This is a genomic window from Oceanobacillus sp. M65 (assembly GCF_052246275.1).
Lineage (GTDB): Bacteria > Bacillota > Bacilli > Bacillales > Amphibacillaceae > Oceanobacillus_B > Oceanobacillus_B jordanicus.
In genome coordinates this window covers 1,574,556-1,591,752 of sequence record NZ_JBQQCJ010000001.1, presented here as the reverse complement: position 1 = coordinate 1,591,752, position 17,197 = coordinate 1,574,556, and the positions used below count along the sequence as shown (strand labels likewise).

The following is a 17,197-nucleotide window of genomic DNA, read 5'->3' as shown; positions in this document are numbered from 1 at the left end:
GCTCATTCCACAAGCGTCACCCCCGAAGGGGATCAACTTGCTTCCTGCGCTCGACTTGCATGTATTAGGCACGCCGCCAGCGTTCGTCCTGAGCCAAGATCAAACTCTCCAAAAAAGTTTGTATCATGTCGACACCAATCAACATGATCCGTCTTAGCTTCGCAGAAAACTGGCTTCTGCTTGTATTACTTCGAAAAACAGAAAGTCTGTTTTTCCTTGACATACTAGTTGTTCTGTTCAGTTTTCAAAGAGCAATTTGTTTAGGTTGCTTTTTTAAAGCAACCTTTATAGTATAACAAGATATTCCGGTGATGTCAACAACTTTCTTTGCGACAGCTTTGAAAATCTATATACCAGATTCCATCCACAATCACTAGTTAAATGAAACAACCTGTCCTTTGTGGTGGATAATTATTATAGCATTATTCTACAAAAATAGTCAATACCATTTTCACAAAAAAAGAGAAGGGTTTTAAACCTTCTCTTCGTTACGTTTTACGCTTTAATGTCGCCTTCCCATTCAAGCATTCCGCCAGCCATATTACTGACCTTATAACCATGCTCTTTTAAATGCATAGCTGCATGCATACTTCTTTTACCTGAGCGACAAACCATAATATATTGCTTATCCGTGTCTAATTCGTTAAGAGATTCAGGAATCTGCTGCAGAGGTATGTGTTTTGCTTCAGGTATAATTCCTTGGGCAACTTCTTCATTTTCCCTGACATCTATTACTACAAGGTCTTTCTCATCATCACGTAATCTGTTACGTAATTCATTAGGTGTAATCTCATTTATTTCTGTCAAAAAGCGCACCCTCTTTCAAATATTATCATGTTTATCATACGTTTTCGTTGGATAACATGCAACTTTCCAACACACACTATAAAAAATGTATTATATAGGAAGAAGGTATGAAATGAGAAGCGTGTCAACCATTATCTTAGCCCTGTTCTTAAATGTAATCTGGTTCTCTCCGATAAATGCTAAAGAGGCAGATGTTGTTTTAATTGAAACCCTTCAGGGAGATTTAACCGGGGATGGACAAAACGAAGAGCTAAGCTTAAAAGGTATATTGTTTTCTCCTGACACTGTTTTTTACAAGGATATATGGGTAGAAATTGCTAGCCCAAACGAGGAAAGATGGAAGATTAGTTACCAAGGTGGTTATGAACCCGCTGTTGAACTAGTCGATTTAAATCATGACGGGATTAAAGATATCTTTTATCAAAGTGCGACAGGGGGAAGTGGCGGACTCTACAATTACCAGCTAAACACATTAGCAAATGGTGAGTTGAAAGAAATTCCATTACCCGAACAACTCTTCTTGCAAGGATCTTTTAAAGATGACTTTATTGTTTCAATCCAATTGACACCAGACAGTGACCCTTATTTAATGGATGTGTCAAATAGATCTGAAGATTATATCAGGTTAGGGATATATGACGAGAACGGAACCCTTCGAAAACCACAGTCACTAATGATTGATCCGATAGCGTTTTTCGAACCCGTGTTAATAAGCGATAGTAAAGGATATGGACTGAAAAGCAGCCAGCAAATAAGCGGCGCCTATCACGCAGATGGATTAGGCACGGTGGAATCACTTTGGTATTTAGAAAATGACAAATGGATATTGCTTCAGACTGAGTGGTTGCCATCAAATTAAAAAAGGGCGTTCCTTTTAACTAAGGAGCGCCCTTTTATTCTATAAATTTTAATTGGTTTTTTACAACCTTGTGCAAGCATTGTTAATTTGCAACAATATTTACAAGTTTACCTGGTACCACAATTACTTTCCTAATCGTTTTACCTTCTAATAACTCTTGAATTTTCTCATCACGAAGCGCCTGCTTTTCTAGTTCATCCTTCGAAATATCTTTATCGACATTTAATTTTGCCCGAACTTTACCCATAATTTGAACTACTACTTCAATTTCATCTTCCACTAACTTGGATTCATCGTATTTCGGCCACTGGTCATAACTGACTGTACCCTCATGGCCCAAGCACTCCCAAAGTTCCTCAGCAATATGTGGTGCCACAGGTGAAAGCATCTTTACAAAGCCTTCCATATATTCTTTTGGTAATTGTTCAGCTTTGTATGCTTCGTTAATAAACACCATTAACTGTGAAATACCTGTATTAAAATGAAGATTGTTAAAGTCCGTGGTTACTTTTTTCACCGTTTCATGATATACCTTCTCCAAGGAGCCATCATTTGCATCGGTTATGTTAGCAGAAAGTGCTCCGTTTCCGTCCGTATACAATCTCCAAACTCTATCAAGAAATTTACGTGCACCATCTAGACCATTTGTAGACCAGGCTACCGCAGCATCTAATGGGCCCATAAACATTTCGTATAGACGTAAGGTATCGGCACCATGAGAGAAAATAATGTCATCAGGATTCACAACGTTTCCTTTTGACTTACTCATTTTCTCATTACCTTCCCCAAGGATCATACCTTGGTTAAACAATTTCATAAACGGTTCTTTTGTTGGAACTACACCGATATCGTAAAGGAATTTGTGCCAGAAACGCGCATACAATAAGTGAAGCACGGCGTGTTCTGCTCCACCAATATATATATCAATTGGCAGCCACTTCTTAAGGGCTTCTGGGTCAGCGAGTTGCTCTGTATTATCTGGATCTATAAAGCGCAGGAAATACCAACAGCTACCAGCCCATTGTGGCATTGTACTTGTCTCTCTGCGACCCTTCATGCCAGTTTTAGGATCCACCACATTTACCCAGTCTTCGCTATTTGCAAGTGGGGATTCCCCTGTGCCAGACGGCTCTATTTTTGACATTTTAGGAAGTTCAAGTGGTAGTTCTTCTTCAGGTACTGTTGTCATGCTACCGTCTTCCCAGTGAATAACCGGGATTGGTTCTCCCCAATAACGCTGTCTAGCAAACAACCAGTCACGCAAGCGGTAAGTTACCTTTTTCTCACCTTTGGTGTTTTCTACTAGCCAATCAATCATTTTCGTTATGGCTTCATCTTTTGCCATGCCATTAAGAAATCCAGAGTTAACATGCTCGCCGTCTCCGGTGTATGCTTCTTTAGATATATCTCCACCAGCTACTACTTCTTGGATCGGCAAATCAAATTTCACTGCAAATTCATAGTCCCGCTCATCATGAGCAGGAACAGCCATAATGGCACCAGAACCATAAGACATCAGAACATAGTCAGCAACCCAGATCGGCATTTTTTCATTGTTAACTGGATTAATTGCATACGCACCAGTAAATACGCCACTTTTGTCTTTAGCAAGATCTGTTCGTTCCAAGTCGGATTTTGTTTGAACCTTATTTAAATATGCTTCTACTTCCTCTTTTTGTTCGGGTGTTACAATCTCTTTAACCAAATGATGCTCAGGTGCAAGAACTGCATATGTGGCACCAAAAAGTGTGTCTGGACGTGTCGTAAACACGGTAAACTTGTTTTCATGGCCATCAATAGAGAAATGAACTTCTGCTCCTTCTGAACGACCAATCCAATTTCGTTGCATATCTTTAATGCTCTCTGGCCAATCGACATCTTCCAAGTCCTCAAGAAGACGATCCGCATAAGCAGTAATTTTTAGCATCCATTGTTTCATTGGTTTACGAACAACCGGATGTCCACCCCGCTCACTTTTTCCATCAATAACTTCCTCGTTGGCCAAAACCGTACCTAATGCAGGGCACCAGTTCACTGCTACTTCATCCATGTATGCAAGGCCTTTTTCATATAGCTTTGTGAAAATCCACTGTGTCCATTTGTAGTAGTTTGGTTGCATTGTGGAAATCTCCCTGTCCCAATCATAGGAGAAACCTAGCTCCTCAATTTGTCGCTTAAATGTAGCGATGTTTTTCTCCGTAAAAGCCGCCGGACTATTACCAGTATCAATCGCATATTGTTCTGCAGGCAGTCCAAATGCATCCCATCCCATTGGATGAAGTACTTCATAGCCCTCCATTCTTTTCATTCTTGAAATAATATCTGTCGCCGTATAGCCTTCAGGGTGGCCAACATGCAGACCAGAACCGGATGGATAAGGGAACATATCCAACGCATAAAACTTCTCTTTGTCGGAAAACGTTTCTGCTTTAAATGTTTTGTTTTGCCTCCAATGATGTTGCCATTTCTTTTCCACGTCTCTGTGGTTAAAACTCATTGTATTTCCTCCTTTTATAGAAAAACTGCCGTGCCTTCTACTAGTAGCGAGAGTTCACTATCCAAACGCCCAATAAAAAAAGCCACTCATCCCAATAAAGGGACGAGAAGCTTTGCTCCCGCGGTACCACCCAAATTAACGCAGCGTTGCGTTCACTTGTGCTCCTTAACGCGGATATACGGCAGAAATTACTCAATTTCGTTTCTGCAACTTCAAGGTGAGTTCATACCGCTATTTGCGACAGTTTCCACCAACCACTGTCTCTCTATGCCAAAAAGTGATATTACTATTCCTTTGCATTGTCGTTACGTTATGTATATCGAATTGTAATGAATCCTTACCGCTTTGTCAAGACAATAGGTGCGGATTTTTGATAAACTGTTACTATGAAACGCGAAAGGAGTACGTCTATGATAATGAACATACTAAATTATGCCCACTATCTGTTAGAGGGTTCTATAGAAAAGGGAGAAACTGTAATTGATGCCACATGTGGCAATGGCCATGACACACTGTTCTTAAGCAGGGTGGTCGGGAGCACAGGTCAAGTGCTAGCCTTCGATATTCAGCAAGAAGCAATTGATCAGACAAGGCAAACATTATTAGAAAACAACTACACCAACGTGTCCTTAATTTTAGATAGTCATGCGAATGTTACGTCACATTTACAAACGAAAGACATTGAACGAGTTGGGGGTGCAATTTTTAACCTTGGTTACTTACCTCAAAGTGACAAACAAATCATAACGAGTGGAGATTCCACTGTAGAAGCGATCGAAAACATTTTACCCGTTTTAAAATCAAAAGGGTTAGTTGTGCTTGTCGTCTACCATGGTCATGAGGGTGGAAAGGACGAGATGCAAACCGTGCTAAAATATGCTATGAGATTACCGCAGCGAGCATTTCATGTTTTACAGTATGGATTTATAAATCAACAAAATGATCCGCCATTTATTATCGCGATCCAGAAAAGATAGGAACGAGAGAATCCTTGAATAGTTTATCATTAAATACAGGGTTATTTTTTCATTTTGTAATACAGTTTTGTAAACAAGTGAAAAAGACGTGCATTGGTTCCACTTGTTTTTAATAAATGCTTCTTTAACTTTGTTTCATTAGTCAGATGCTTTACCTTAGGATCAGCAAGGTATAGACCAACAAGACCTTGTCTTATCATCTGATGAAACGAATTATCTGGAAGTGGCTGTACTTGGTCAGCCGCTTTCTGGATAAACAGTGATAATCGCTGGCTCATTTTTTCCTCATTAGGATAATAAAAGCAAAAATTTAAATCCTCTGCCTCCACATCCTCTTTTTGATCAATATAATAATCGAGCATTATATGTAATCCTTGCAGATAAGGGAAATAGCCTTCAAAGATGCTTTTCGCTTTTGGCTCATCCAGCTTCCCGCCTAACAGGTAACTCACTAAGCAGAAGACAGTTAAAGTTGATCCGGAAGCAGCAGCAAATTCATACCAAGCCAACTCATCGTCTTCATTTTCTTCTTTGAACCAGTTTTCGAGTCGCGGCACTCTTTCTCTAATGTCTACATGCTTATGAACTTGCAAATCTGTATATAGTGAGACAAGACGATTTAAAAAGTGTTGTGCTACGTGCCGTTCAACCAGGGCTAGCTGAACTTGACACGTGCGGACTAAATCATGTAAATAACCATTATCATTCTGATCTTCTCGTAAAGCATAATAATTTTGTGTTTGCTGATCGGGATCCAAGGCACAAAACAAGGATTCATGAAGCAATCGGAAGTCAGCTGGATCAAGAGATGTACTCCGATCACAAAGGTTGTCTAAATAATCACTAATTGTTTGGTAGGCTACAATAAATTTGATTGCTTCGCCACTTCTCTCTCCTGCAAGTAGCGCGTACACAGCCCCACCTTGACAATGGAATTTTTTAGAACCAATACTTGCAAGTGCTTGATCACGTAATTCTTGATTCGGAATTGCTGTTGCTTTTGCTTTCCAGTAGTTTAGCTCCTTTTCCACTTCAGGGAAAATTTTCGATTGTAACGACTTCAGCAATGTGATGGATGATGTTGGAACATTGTTTCGCATTTGTTTGCCTTCCTTCAGTCAGTTTAAGCGTGTATTTTTTGCTATACTAATTATATCACCATATTATGGAGGAGGATTCAAATGATTCATCAATATCAGGATAAGCAGCCCGTAATTCATGAAACAGCATTTATTGCAAAAGACGCTACTATTATCGGAGATGTGGAGATAGATCAATCAAGCAGTGTTTGGTTTAAGACGATCATTCGTGGGGATGTGGCACCCACTCGAATCGGGGAACGCGTAAACATTCAGGATTTATCTATGCTTCACCAAAGTCCTGGAATGCCTTTAGTTATTGAAGATGATGTAACAGTGGGGCATCAGGTCACCCTACACTCTGCAATCATTAGAGAAAAAGCATTAATTGGAATGGGATCCATCATTCTTGATGGTGCAGAAATTGGTACAGGGGCATTTATCGGTGCTGGAAGCCTTGTCCCTCCAGGTAAGAAAATCCCCCCCAATACGCTAGCTCTTGGGAGACCAGCCAAAGTAGTAAGGAACTTAACGGAAGAGGACCTTGCAGAAATGGATCGAATTCGAAAATCATATGTGGAAAAAGGACAATATTACAAAGCACATACCACCCTTTAGAGAAAGCAATCTAATGGAGGTATACATAAAGCCTTCATCTTCCACTCTAGATTTATTATCAAGTACCGTGAAAACCCAAAAGCCGAACGGATTTCGAAAAAACAGATGGTTCCCTAAAAGGTACCTCATCATTTCGAATGTCCATTCGGCTTCTATAATTGATCTTTTTCTACTTCTTCTCCATCAACGCTTTTAATTCTACAACTTTATCTGTCTTTTCCCAAGGGAAGAGGATGTCTGTTCTTCCGAAATGACCATATGCTGCCGTGTTCTTAAAGATAGGTTTCTGCAAATCAAGCATACGGATAATGCCAGCTGGACGTAAATCAAATAGTTTGCGTATTGCATGCACTAACGCTTCTTCAGACACTTTTCCTGTTCCGAAAGTGTTTACTGCAATTGAAACAGGTTCAGCTACACCAATAGCATAGGCTAGTTGTACCTCACAAGTCTTGGCAAGTTCTGCAGCTACTATGTTTTTCGCAACATAACGTGCAGCATAAGCAGCGGATCGATCCACTTTCGTTGAATCCTTCCCACTAAAGGCTCCCCCACCATGTCGAGCATATCCACCGTATGTGTCCACAATAATTTTTCTGCCAGTTAACCCAGCATCTCCTTGTGGTCCACCAATCACAAAGCGGCCTGTTGGATTAATAAAATACTTCGTTGTTTCATCCAAAAGATTCTCTGGTACGACTGGACGAATAACATGTTCAATTAAATCCTTTTCGATTTGCTCTGTTGTGATATCTTGATGATGCTGTGTAGAAATAACAATCGTATCTACCTTTACTGGTTGGTCCTGTTCATCATATTCAACAGTTACCTGTGTTTTCCCATCTGGACGCAAGTAATCTAATACCTTTTCTTTTCTTACATCAGCCAAACGCTTCGCCAATTTGTGTGCAAGTGAAATAGGTAATGGCATGAGTTCCTCCGTCTCGTCGCAAGCAAAACCAAACATAAGTCCTTGGTCCCCTGCTCCAATAGAAGCAATCTCTTCATCACTCATTTTTCCTTGGCGAGACTCTAGTGCCTCGTCTACACCTCCGGCAATATCAGCAGATTGTTCATCAATTGCTGTCAATACGGCACATGTATCCGCATCAAAGCCATACTTTGCACGCGTATACCCAATTTCTTTAATCGTTTTTCTTACAATAGCCGGAATGTCTACATACGTACTTGTAGAAATCTCTCCCGCTACGAGCACCAAACCTGTTGTAACGGTTGTTTCACAAGCAACACGCGCATATGGGTCCTTCTTTAAAATTTCATCTAGAATTGCATCTGAAATCTGATCAGATATTTTATCAGGATGCCCTTCTGTTACCGATTCTGAAGTAAATAAACGACGATTAGCAGCCATAGTGCTTAATCCTCCTTTTGATTTCTGTTACGGATCTCTGTTCATCAAGTTTTGCTATTTCATAACAAAGGTTTTTATAAAATAAAAAAAGCCCTTCCTTCAGTAATGAGGAAAGGAGTACCAGCCTTTCGCTCTTATTGTTCAAGGAAATTTCCTTGCACCAGGTTAGCACCTTTTCACCGATGTGATGGTTGCTGGGTTTCATCGGGGCTGTCCCTCCACCTACTCTGAATAAGAGAGTATCCGCTCGAAATTTAGCTTATCGAATGAGAACTGACATGTCAACTATTTTTGGTTCGTAACAAGGTTTGCGAAAATTTCATATGATTAGATTAGATATTTAGTATGGACTATTCAATTAAATGTGTTATACTAATAATCACATTAAGGCAACGTAATACAACACATTACCAAAGGTAGGTGCAGTGAAGTGAAAATGGTAGAAAAAAACCCTTGTACTGAATTAGAGCAGCATACTCCGATACTGGAGAATGAAACTGTCCCACGGCTTATCGAGATAATCTTAGCAAAAATGGAAGCAGTTTTAACCTCCACAGGTGCAATTAGATCAACCACTGGTAAATATACCGGTCGCTCTCCTAAGGACAAATTTATTGTTCGCGACGCAGTCAGTGATTCTAAAATCGATTGGGGTCAAGTCAACCAATCTATTGATGAGGATGCATTTGAAAGACTATACAAAAAAACAACAGAATACTTGAAAAACCAGAAAGAAATATATAGATTTAAAGGATTTGCTGGGGCAGATGAAGACTCCCGCCTGCCGATCCAAGTAGTTTCCGAATATGCTTGGCATAGCTTGTTTGCAAGGCAGCTTTTCATAACCCCAACAGAGGAAGAACTCGCCAACCACCAAGCAGAATTTACAGTCCTATCTGCACCGGGATGTTTTGCAGATCCTGATACAGACAGTACTAATTCGGAAACATTTGTTATTGTTTCATTTAAAAAACGAGTCATTCTAATTGGCGGCACAGAATATGCGGGCGAAATAAAGAAATCAATTTTTTCTGTGATGAATTATCTCTTGCCACAACAAGATATCCTTCCCATGCATTGCTCTGCCAATGTCGGGGATGAGGGAGATGTCGCTTTGTTTTTTGGGTTATCTGGAACAGGCAAAACGACCCTATCCGCTGACCCTGACAGAAAATTAGTCGGGGATGATGAACATGGCTGGAGTAATAATGGTATATTCAATATAGAGGGCGGTTGTTATGCTAAATGCATTAATTTATCAGAAGAAAAAGAACCACAAATATATAATGCCATACGATTTGGTTCTGTTTTGGAAAATGTCATGCTTGATTCCGAGAATGACAAGCCAGACTATTCCAATACGTCCCTAACGGAAAACACGCGAGCTGCTTATCCTATTGAACATATGGAGAATGTGATGGTCCCAAGTATCGCTGGTCACCCAAACACCATTATCTTTTTAACTGCAGATGCCTCTGGGACCCTACCGCCGATTAGTAAATTAACGAATGAACAGGCGATGTATCACTTTCTCAGTGGTTACACGAGCAAGCTTGCTGGGACTGAACGTGGAGTGACTAAACCCCAAGCAACTTTTTCGGCCTGCTTTGGTTCTCCATTCTTGCCGCTCTCTCCTTCTGTCTATGCAGAAATGCTTGGCAAAAAGATAGAGGAACATTCGGCAACTGTATTTTTGATTAATACAGGTTGGACTGGTGGCTCTTACGAAGATGGTGGCGAACGTATTAAATTATCCTACACAAGAGCAATGGTATATGCAGCATTGAAAGGCGAATTAAATAATACAGAAACCATTCTAGATGAAATATTCGGATTAGAGATTCCATACCATGTTCCAGGTGTACCTGAGCAGCTCTTAGTTCCTGCCAATACATGGGCAAACATTGCAGATTATCAAAAAGCAGCGGAGGAACTTGCAATGATGTTCCACAGAAATTTTGAAAAGTTCACAGAAGCTAGTAATGCGATTAAGCAAGCTGGACCTAGATACCAAAATTACATGTAACCAATATTTCTAAGAAGATTTTTTATACGTTTTTCAGCGGTCTCTACAAGGAGGCCGTTTTTTTATGCACTTATGTAATAGGCCATCACACATTTTAGGCGAATGCATAAAATGTTTTGACATAACTATCTACTTAAACTAAGGGGGGTCAAATAAAATGAAAAAATTAATTAAAATGACGCTTATAGTAGCTTTATTGCCACTCATTTTGCTCGGATGCAACCAAAGCAGCACTTCCTCCATAAAGCTTGCTGAAGTAACTCGATCCTTGTTTTATGCACCACAATACGTCGCGTTGGAAAAGGGATATTTTGAAGAGGAAGGGTTGGATGTAGAACTACAGACCACATGGGGTGGCGATAAAACCATGACGGCACTTCTTTCCGACGGAGCTGACATTGCATTGGTCGGTTCGGAAACATCCATATATGTTTACGCACAAAACTCAAAGGACCCAGCAATTAACTTTGCTCAGTTAACACAGACAGATGGCACATTTCTTGTAGCGAAAGAACCAAAACCTGACTTTGAGTGGGAAGATTTAGAGGGTAGTACATTTTTAGGCCAACGAAAAGGCGGCATGCCTCAAATGGTTGGTGAATTTGTGCTGAAGAAACATGGCATTGATCCCAAAAATGATTTAGATCTTCAGCAGAACATTGATTTTGCTAACATACCTGGTGCCTTCGTTTCAGGAGATGCAGAGTATGTTCAATTATTTGAACCGACAGCAAGCACATTTGAAAAAGAAGGCAATGGGCATATCGTAGCCTCGTTTGGAGAAGAATCCGGCAATGTTCCGTATACCGTCTTTATGACCAAGCAAAGCTATCTTGATAAAAATGAAGAAGAAGTGCAAAAATTCACTCGTGCTGTTTACAAAGCACAGCAGTGGGTTGAACAAAATAGTGCAGAAGAAATTGCCAGTGTTATACAGCCTTATTTCGAGGATACGGAGCTTGATTTATTAGCCTCCTCTATCGAGAGATACAAGGGGCAGCAATCCTTTGCTACAAATCCAATACTTGATAAAGAAGAATGGGATAACTTGAAAGCTATTATGGAGGAAGCAGGAGAACTTCCAGCTGATATTCCATATGAGGACCTTGTAAATACAACCATCGCAGAAGAAATTATCAATGATTAGGGAGGATGGTCAAATGTCATTTCTCACATTAGATCATGTAACCCATCATTATTTTTCAGCAAGTAGTTATACAAAAGCGTTAAAGGATATCTCTCTTTCCATTAAGCAAGGGGAATTCGTCGCGTTACTTGGTCCTAGCGGTTGCGGAAAATCAACACTTCTTTCCATTATAGCAGGGATTGTAGAGCATACTTCAGGGAATGTTTTTCTGGAGAACACACCAATAAAGCCATCTGATAAAGCTATTGGTTATATGCTACAACAAGATTACTTGTTTCCCTGGAAGACTATTCTTGAAAATGTGATGATTGGCCCTAAGATCCACCGAAGTAATGACCCAGCAATCCGTACGAAAGCGGAAATGTTGTTAAAACAAGTAGGACTTACTGGCATTTCAGACGATTACCCAGGTTCATTATCAGGTGGGATGCGTCAACGAGTCGCACTTGTAAGAACATTACTTAATGACCCAAAAATCTTACTTCTTGATGAACCTTTTTCTGCATTAGATTATCAAACTAAACTTAAGCTTGAAGACCTTGTCTCTACTACTTTAAAGGCGTTCAACAAAACAGCTATCCTTGTTACACACGACATTGGAGAAGCAATTGCTATGGCGGACAGAATCTTTGTAATGGAAGCCAACCCTGGTATGATTTCAAAAGTATTTGAAGTCCCGATTGAACTACGACAGGAAGCTCCTTTTTCTGTACGCAAACACCCTAAATATCAAATGCTATTTGATAAAGTATGGGAGGAACTGGAAGATAAAGAAGGGAACCCTGCAGAATGAAAGGTGGTGAGAGAAGAGAATGGCACCCGAAACAAACACAGATAATCAGTTATTTCAACAACACAAATATAAGTTAAAAAGAGAAAAGAGAATTGTCATCACATGGCAGCTGCTCCTATTACTTGCTTTTATTGGTTTTTGGGAGGTTGCAAGCAGACTCTATTGGATTGATCCACTACTCTTCAGCTCTCCTTCAGAGGTTATCCAAGTGCTTTTCTCTAATATGGCGGATGGCTCCATGGTAAAACATATTCAGATAACCTTATTTGAAACAATTGCCGGGTTTATTATAGGTACACTTGTCGGTATATTATTTGCGAGTGTTTTATGGTCTTCTACACGATTTTCGAAAATTATGGATCCATACCTTGTTATTATGAATGCCATGCCTAAAGTTGCTTTGGGACCGATTTTAATCGTTGCACTAGGTACAGGTTATGTTTCCATTATTGCGATGGGAGCACTCATTTCAGTTATCATCACGACATTAGTTATTTATAACGCATTCAATGAGGTAGATCCCAATTATGAAAAAGTATTGAAAAGCTTTGGAGCAACACGGTGGCAGCAATTTAAAGAAGCGATATTCCCCGCCACCCTTCCTGCTATGATCTCGACGTTGAAAGTAAATGTAGGTCTTTCCTGGGTTGGTGTTATTGTAGGGGAATTTCTTGTCGCAAAACAAGGCTTGGGATATTTAATTATTTATGGCTTTCAGGTTTTCGATTTCTCACTTGTTCTTTCAAGTCTCGTACTTATTGCTATCTTTGCGGCAATTATGTATAAGGTCGTGGAAAAATTAGAGGGATGGCTCATAAAAAGTAAAACCTAATCAAAAAAATCGCCTATTATTTAGATAGGCGATTTTATAATGTAATGTTTATGTAGTCGATACAATGATACAAGACGTCATCTTTCATAATAAAACTGTATGCTTTACTTTTCCTTATATTGGTAGGCAAAGCGTCTAAAAGCTTAGGACCTTCCGTCTCATAATACGTTTTTCTAGGAAGCAAAGAATCTACTATCGCAAAATAAACATTTTTTGCAACATGCTCCCTTTTTCCATAAACATAATACTGTCCTATATAGTGTAATTGCTTAATCAATCCACCTGTTTCTTCCATTACTTCTCGTTCAGCTGCCTGTTCGGCTGTTTCTCCCTTTTCAACCTTACCACCAGGGAACTCCAAGCCTCTTTCTTTATGTTTCGTAAGCAACCATTTATCTCGATACTTGCAAATAACCCAGACATGTCTTGGATCATTTGAAAAAGGGTGGTTTTGAAAGGATAGCTTCACCTCATTATTGTAATAATCTTTAAATGTAAACATCGTTTCAACTACCTTCATCTACTGTCTATAATAATCTTAAGAAATAGTGACATTTCCTATTTTCCATTGTTTATCGTATACAAATTCAATTTCAATTGTATATGCACCATGTAATGCTGTTTCATTTTCCTGTTTAACTTTAACAAGGTCATTATCTAATTGTACCATATCATATGGGTTTTCTGCTATAAACCAAGGAGGTGTCTCAGTTGGTAGGATATATAGACCATCTGGTTTTTCCTCGAAATAAAACGAAACATACGGTTCAACCGTTTCTTTGACTGCAATAGATTCAAAAGCAGCAAACAACTCTGCCTTTGTATCCATATTCGTTACTCTATATGATTCGTCTGCTTCCTGAACTAAAGTATCCATAAAAGCACGCGTCAGTTCCTTCACTTTTTCTTCTTTTAATTCAGGCTGTTGTGGATACGTTTTAGATGTCTGTTTCTTATTTAAAGTCTGGTGGGACTTAGCCGAGGCAGTTACTGGATCTGCTGGCTTGTCTTCCGTCATAAGTATGCTGCATATAATGAGTACGGGGGTCGCTATTGTAATAAGGGTCATTTGAACTAATTTTCTCATATAAAGCCTCCTCTAGGGGTCTGTAATACTATTCCATTTCTCACCTAGAGATAAACCTAAAAAAATTAAAAATAAGGATTCATTCGTCTTATAGCAATGTCTCCCTTTTGTATGAACTTGGAACGTCGACTATTATAATTGCATCCCAGTTGCGTCAGAGCTGCGATGTCATACTTTCTTAACGACTTAAAAAAGCTGCAGCAAAAACCATGCTGCAACCTTCTTTAATTGAAATCCTAACTGCTAAATCCTACATATGCCCATCAGTCAAAATGCCCATTTGTTCAATATGCGCTTTTGTTTCTGGCTCCCCTAATTGGTGAATCATGCGATAGGCTTGCGTCATTTCATCATCATAGTAATCATTTGATTTATCATTATGATAGGGGTTAATTGGAACATGTGCCCGAAAGAAAGTCTTTATTCCGGCTTCATGCATCAGATTAAACTTGTCTCGTAAAACCGCAACTTCATCCTCTGTAGCGTGAATAATAAATTCTTCATTGTTATTAAATTTCTCCTGTGAGATCTCTCCTGCACCAACGTTTATATAAAACTTTTTCTTCTCCATAACGCACCTCCTACTTGTAATCTGTCACAAATCATAAGGAAGCATGTATGAAGTAGGTAAGAAAAGTGCGTGCCACAAAAAATGATTTGTAAAACAATACAATTCGCTAGCATGTATGTACGGATTTCCAAGCTTTGGTTTTCACTATGCATCGATATAAAACAGCAATTCTAGGCACAAAAAACACCCCAAAAGTTAGAATTGGTTAGTCTAACTTTTGGGGTGCACATCAGAAGACAGGCCTTATCTCTAATTAACAGCAGTAGTCTGGTTTTTTCCTTGAGCAAAAATACATCGCCCTTTTCCATGAGGAATGCACATTGGAGTACCGAATCTTGGATCAAATGTAACGTCACACATCATTTCAAAAACTTCATGAACAAGATTACAATTGATTATTTCTTCCGGCTTACCTTGTGCGAAAACTTTTTTATCCTTAATTGCGACAATATGATGAGCATAGCGACAAGCCAGATTTAAATCATGCAGTACCATCACCACTGTTCGTCCATCTTTCTCATTAAGGTCGAATAACAAATCGAGTACATCAATTTGATGGGTCATATCTAAATAGGTTGTTGGTTCATCGAGCAATATTGTATCTGTTTCTTGCGCTAATGTCATCGCAATCCAAGCACGTTGGCGTTGACCACCTGAAAGGGAATCAACCGAACGATCCTTCAAATGATGCATATTTGTCGATTGAAGGGCATTGAAAACCGCCTCTTCATCATCCTTAGACCATTGTTTTAGAAAACCACGGTATGGATGTCTCCCCTGTTTCACCAGTTCATTCACGGTCAAGCCTTCTGGAGTGACAGGACTTTGTGGAAGAATAGCAAGTTTTTTTGCTACATCCTTTGTGCCAACCTTGGCAATATCCTCTCCATCCAATACAACTCCGCCGCCTTTTGGCTTAAGGAGCCTGGCTAATGAACGCAGCAGGGTGGATTTCCCACAGCCATTCCCACCAATAAAGACGGTGATTTCGCCTTTTGGTATAGCTAAATTTAAATCATCTATTATTATATCCTCGCCATAGCCGAGTGTTAAATCATTTGCGGTTAATGTTTGCATTGGAATCTCTCCCTCTACATCTTACTCCGAATCGTATATCACTTACTTTTGGTACGTTCCTGATTTTACGTATTACATACAGTTTATTGGGTTTTTCCGATTTCGTCAATGTCTTTGAGAATGATTTTCAATGATTAAAGTAGATTCTAGACACGAAACGTACATTTTTGGTGGTTCTGATGGCTGACATAAACATGTAATATTTATTTCTTTACATACTAAACCTAGGTGGTCTTGGCTACTAGGCATTGCATAATGACCTCGGCCAATTAACTAGTCTTTCTGCGATACTCCTTTCTTAAAATATGCCCCGCTTTTTGTATTATTCCATTCACCATTTATATTGCATAAGGAGCTAAATTTGATAATTCTTGTTAATTTTAATAACCTAATAGAGGACATATATCAAAGCAAATTAACCACAGGGGGCTGTATCATGCCACAGAATATAGAATTATATGACGTTACCATAGTTGGCGGAGGACCAGTGGGGTTGTTCACCGCATTTTACAGTGGGATGCGCGAGATGAAAACGAAAGTAATTGAGTTCTTGCCATTTCTTGGAGGAAAAGTACCTTATTTCTATCCTGAAAAAGTTATATATGATATTGGAGGAATCCCTCGGATCACGGGAGAGGCGTTTACAGAGCAATTAATAGATCAAGCTAAAACCTTTGACCCAACAATCGTGCTGAACGAACAGGTTATGCATATGGAAAGACAGCCCAGCGGACACATCTTGCTCACAAGCAATAACGGAGCGAAGCATTTAACAAAGACTGTTATCCTGGCAACAGGGTTTGGAAGTCTAAAATCCGTGAAGCTTGCATTACCTGAAGCTACTCATTACGAAGGGACAAGCTTGCATTATGCAATCAGAAAAATGTCTAACTTTAAAGGAAAGAATGTTTTGATTTCCGGCGGAGGCAATTCAGCTATCGATTGGGCGAATGAGCTGGAGGGAATTGCGAATAGCATTTCCGTTGTTTACCGCAAGTCTGCTTTCTCAGGAATAGAACGCAATATTAGCAAGATGATGAGTTCCTCAGTTGAGGTATACCAGCCCTATCAACTTACTAGTTTGTCGGGCGAGAACGGATACGTATCCTCAGCAACCATCGCCCATACGGAAAACGGTAGCCAAAAAGAAATCCCTGTTGACAGCGTGTTTGTGAACCATGGGTTTGAGATAGATCTTGGTCCCATTTCAGAATGGGGGCTTAAGATGGAAGATGGCACCATCGTGGTAGATGGCAAGATGGAAACAAATATTCCTGGCATCTTTGCAGTTGGCGATATATCGAATTACCCTCATAAGTTAAAATTAATTGCTGGTGGCTTTCATGATGGCCCAATTGCTGTCAATAGTGCGAAGCTTCATATTGCACCAAAAGAGGAACTAAAGCCCCTTTATTCAACAAATCATGAGCCATTATTGAATAAAAAATAGCTCAC

16 protein-coding genes, 1 rRNA gene, 1 riboswitch and 1 other annotated feature are annotated in these 17,197 nt (G+C 39.6%); of the genes, 8 read left to right on the top strand and 9 right to left on the bottom strand.

Going from position 1 to position 17,197, the window contains the following annotated elements; translation table 11 throughout:
* Both ACTWPF_RS07530 and ACTWPF_RS07525 read right to left on the bottom strand, forming a co-directional pair.
* A 16S ribosomal RNA gene (locus ACTWPF_RS07530) occupies positions 1–115 on the bottom strand; the annotation flags it as partial.
* A gap of 380 nt (positions 116–495) precedes the next feature.
* Positions 496–807 (bottom strand): rhodanese-like domain-containing protein, encoded by a 312-nt coding sequence (locus tag ACTWPF_RS07525; RefSeq protein ID WP_106897205.1) that lies wholly within the window; start codon positions 805–807, stop codon positions 496–498.
* Between the two features lie 112 nt (positions 808–919).
* On the opposite strand from ACTWPF_RS07525, the gene ACTWPF_RS07520 reads away from it, so the two are divergent.
* Complete coding sequence (locus tag ACTWPF_RS07520) at positions 920–1,666, top strand: hypothetical protein (protein ID WP_443148834.1); 747 nt, start codon at positions 920–922, stop codon at positions 1,664–1,666.
* 82 nt (positions 1,667–1,748) lie between these two features.
* On the opposite strand, the gene leuS is transcribed toward ACTWPF_RS07520, so the two are convergent.
* The gene (gene leuS, locus ACTWPF_RS07515) at positions 1,749–4,163 is read right to left on the bottom strand and encodes a leucine--tRNA ligase (protein WP_443148833.1); all 2,415 of its coding nucleotides are present in this window, start codon (positions 4,161–4,163) and stop codon (positions 1,749–1,751) included.
* A gap of 95 nt (positions 4,164–4,258) precedes the next feature.
* Positions 4,259–4,472, bottom strand: a binding site (T-box leader).
* Between the two features lie 101 nt (positions 4,473–4,573).
* On the opposite strand from leuS, the gene ACTWPF_RS07510 reads away from it, so the two are divergent.
* Positions 4,574–5,140 (top strand): class I SAM-dependent methyltransferase, encoded by a 567-nt coding sequence (locus tag ACTWPF_RS07510; protein ID WP_443148832.1) that lies wholly within the window; start codon positions 4,574–4,576, stop codon positions 5,138–5,140.
* 41 nt (positions 5,141–5,181) lie between these two features.
* Here the strand turns inward: ACTWPF_RS07510 and ACTWPF_RS07505 are convergent, their stop codons facing one another.
* Positions 5,182–6,240, bottom strand: a complete 1,059-nt coding sequence (locus ACTWPF_RS07505) for a tetraprenyl-beta-curcumene synthase family protein (RefSeq protein WP_106897207.1) — start codon at positions 6,238–6,240, stop codon at positions 5,182–5,184.
* An 81-nt stretch (positions 6,241–6,321) separates the two neighbouring features.
* On the opposite strand from ACTWPF_RS07505, the gene ACTWPF_RS07500 reads away from it, so the two are divergent.
* A complete protein-coding gene (locus ACTWPF_RS07500) occupies positions 6,322–6,837 on the top strand; it encodes a gamma carbonic anhydrase (RefSeq protein ID WP_106897208.1) in 516 nt (171 codons plus the stop codon).
* A gap of 169 nt (positions 6,838–7,006) precedes the next feature.
* Here the strand turns inward: ACTWPF_RS07500 and metK are convergent, their stop codons facing one another.
* Positions 7,007–8,209 (bottom strand): methionine adenosyltransferase, encoded by a 1,203-nt coding sequence (gene metK, locus ACTWPF_RS07495; protein WP_106897209.1) that lies wholly within the window; start codon positions 8,207–8,209, stop codon positions 7,007–7,009.
* Between the two features lie 131 nt (positions 8,210–8,340).
* A riboswitch (SAM riboswitch) is annotated at positions 8,341–8,447 on the bottom strand.
* Positions 8,448–8,645: 198 nt separating this feature from the next.
* Here metK and pckA point away from each other — a divergent pair.
* The 4 genes from pckA to ACTWPF_RS07475 all read left to right on the top strand — a co-directional run bounded on the left by pckA (position 8,646) and on the right by ACTWPF_RS07475 (position 13,007).
* Positions 8,646–10,235 carry a phosphoenolpyruvate carboxykinase (ATP) gene (gene pckA, locus ACTWPF_RS07490; protein ID WP_443148870.1) on the top strand — a complete coding sequence of 530 codons (1,590 nt, stop codon included), beginning with the start codon at positions 8,646–8,648 and terminating at the stop codon, positions 10,233–10,235.
* A gap of 157 nt (positions 10,236–10,392) precedes the next feature.
* On the top strand, positions 10,393–11,382 hold the full coding sequence (locus ACTWPF_RS07485) for an ABC transporter substrate-binding protein (RefSeq protein WP_106897210.1): 990 nt from the start codon (positions 10,393–10,395) through the stop codon (positions 11,380–11,382).
* Between the two features lie 13 nt (positions 11,383–11,395).
* On the top strand, positions 11,396–12,175 hold the full coding sequence (locus ACTWPF_RS07480; protein ID WP_106898538.1) for an ABC transporter ATP-binding protein: 780 nt from the start codon (positions 11,396–11,398) through the stop codon (positions 12,173–12,175).
* A 19-nt stretch (positions 12,176–12,194) separates the two neighbouring features.
* Positions 12,195–13,007 (top strand): ABC transporter permease, encoded by an 813-nt coding sequence (locus ACTWPF_RS07475; protein ID WP_443148831.1) that lies wholly within the window; start codon positions 12,195–12,197, stop codon positions 13,005–13,007.
* 34 nt (positions 13,008–13,041) lie between these two features.
* Here ACTWPF_RS07475 and ytkD read toward each other — a convergent pair whose 3' ends face one another.
* The 4 genes from ytkD to ACTWPF_RS07455 form a co-directional block, all read right to left on the bottom strand.
* Positions 13,042–13,509 carry an RNA deprotection pyrophosphohydrolase gene (gene ytkD / locus ACTWPF_RS07470; RefSeq protein ID WP_238019931.1) on the bottom strand — a complete coding sequence of 156 codons (468 nt, stop codon included), beginning with the start codon at positions 13,507–13,509 and terminating at the stop codon, positions 13,042–13,044.
* A 36-nt stretch (positions 13,510–13,545) separates the two neighbouring features.
* Positions 13,546–14,094, bottom strand: a complete 549-nt coding sequence (locus ACTWPF_RS07465; RefSeq protein WP_443148830.1) for a hypothetical protein — start codon at positions 14,092–14,094, stop codon at positions 13,546–13,548.
* Positions 14,095–14,344: 250 nt separating this feature from the next.
* On the bottom strand, positions 14,345–14,665 hold the full coding sequence (locus ACTWPF_RS07460; RefSeq protein ID WP_106897214.1) for a hydrolase: 321 nt from the start codon (positions 14,663–14,665) through the stop codon (positions 14,345–14,347).
* A 249-nt stretch (positions 14,666–14,914) separates the two neighbouring features.
* On the bottom strand, positions 14,915–15,742 hold the full coding sequence (locus ACTWPF_RS07455) for an ABC transporter ATP-binding protein (protein WP_036574604.1): 828 nt from the start codon (positions 15,740–15,742) through the stop codon (positions 14,915–14,917).
* Positions 15,743–16,178: 436 nt separating this feature from the next.
* On the opposite strand from ACTWPF_RS07455, the gene ACTWPF_RS07450 reads away from it, so the two are divergent.
* Positions 16,179–17,192, top strand: a complete 1,014-nt coding sequence (locus tag ACTWPF_RS07450) for an NAD(P)/FAD-dependent oxidoreductase (protein ID WP_443148829.1) — start codon at positions 16,179–16,181, stop codon at positions 17,190–17,192.
* Positions 17,193–17,197 lie beyond the last annotated feature (5 nt).

Coding starts and splice junctions, on each gene's coding strand:
- ACTWPF_RS07465 (WP_443148830.1), bottom strand. CDS start 14,094: ATGAGAAAATTAGTTCAAATGACCCTTATTACAATAGCGACCCCCGTA.
- ACTWPF_RS07505 (WP_106897207.1), bottom strand. CDS start 6,240: ATGCGAAACAATGTTCCAACATCATCCATCACATTGCTGAAGTCGTTA.
- ytkD (WP_238019931.1), bottom strand. CDS start 13,509: ATGTTTACATTTAAAGATTATTACAATAATGAGGTGAAGCTATCCTTT.
- ACTWPF_RS07460 (WP_106897214.1), bottom strand. CDS start 14,665: ATGGAGAAGAAAAAGTTTTATATAAACGTTGGTGCAGGAGAGATCTCA.
- ACTWPF_RS07485 (WP_106897210.1), top strand. CDS start 10,393: ATGAAAAAATTAATTAAAATGACGCTTATAGTAGCTTTATTGCCACTC.
- metK (WP_106897209.1), bottom strand. CDS start 8,209: ATGGCTGCTAATCGTCGTTTATTTACTTCAGAATCGGTAACAGAAGGG.
- ACTWPF_RS07475 (WP_443148831.1), top strand. CDS start 12,195: ATGGCACCCGAAACAAACACAGATAATCAGTTATTTCAACAACACAAA.
- ACTWPF_RS07455 (WP_036574604.1), bottom strand. CDS start 15,742: ATGCAAACATTAACCGCAAATGATTTAACACTCGGCTATGGCGAGGAT.
- ACTWPF_RS07450 (WP_443148829.1), top strand. CDS start 16,179: ATGCCACAGAATATAGAATTATATGACGTTACCATAGTTGGCGGAGGA.
- ACTWPF_RS07480 (WP_106898538.1), top strand. CDS start 11,396: ATGTCATTTCTCACATTAGATCATGTAACCCATCATTATTTTTCAGCA.
- ACTWPF_RS07500 (WP_106897208.1), top strand. CDS start 6,322: ATGATTCATCAATATCAGGATAAGCAGCCCGTAATTCATGAAACAGCA.
- leuS (WP_443148833.1), bottom strand. CDS start 4,163: ATGAGTTTTAACCACAGAGACGTGGAAAAGAAATGGCAACATCATTGG.
- ACTWPF_RS07510 (WP_443148832.1), top strand. CDS start 4,574: ATGATAATGAACATACTAAATTATGCCCACTATCTGTTAGAGGGTTCT.
- pckA (WP_443148870.1), top strand. CDS start 8,646: ATGGTAGAAAAAAACCCTTGTACTGAATTAGAGCAGCATACTCCGATA.
- ACTWPF_RS07520 (WP_443148834.1), top strand. CDS start 920: ATGAGAAGCGTGTCAACCATTATCTTAGCCCTGTTCTTAAATGTAATC.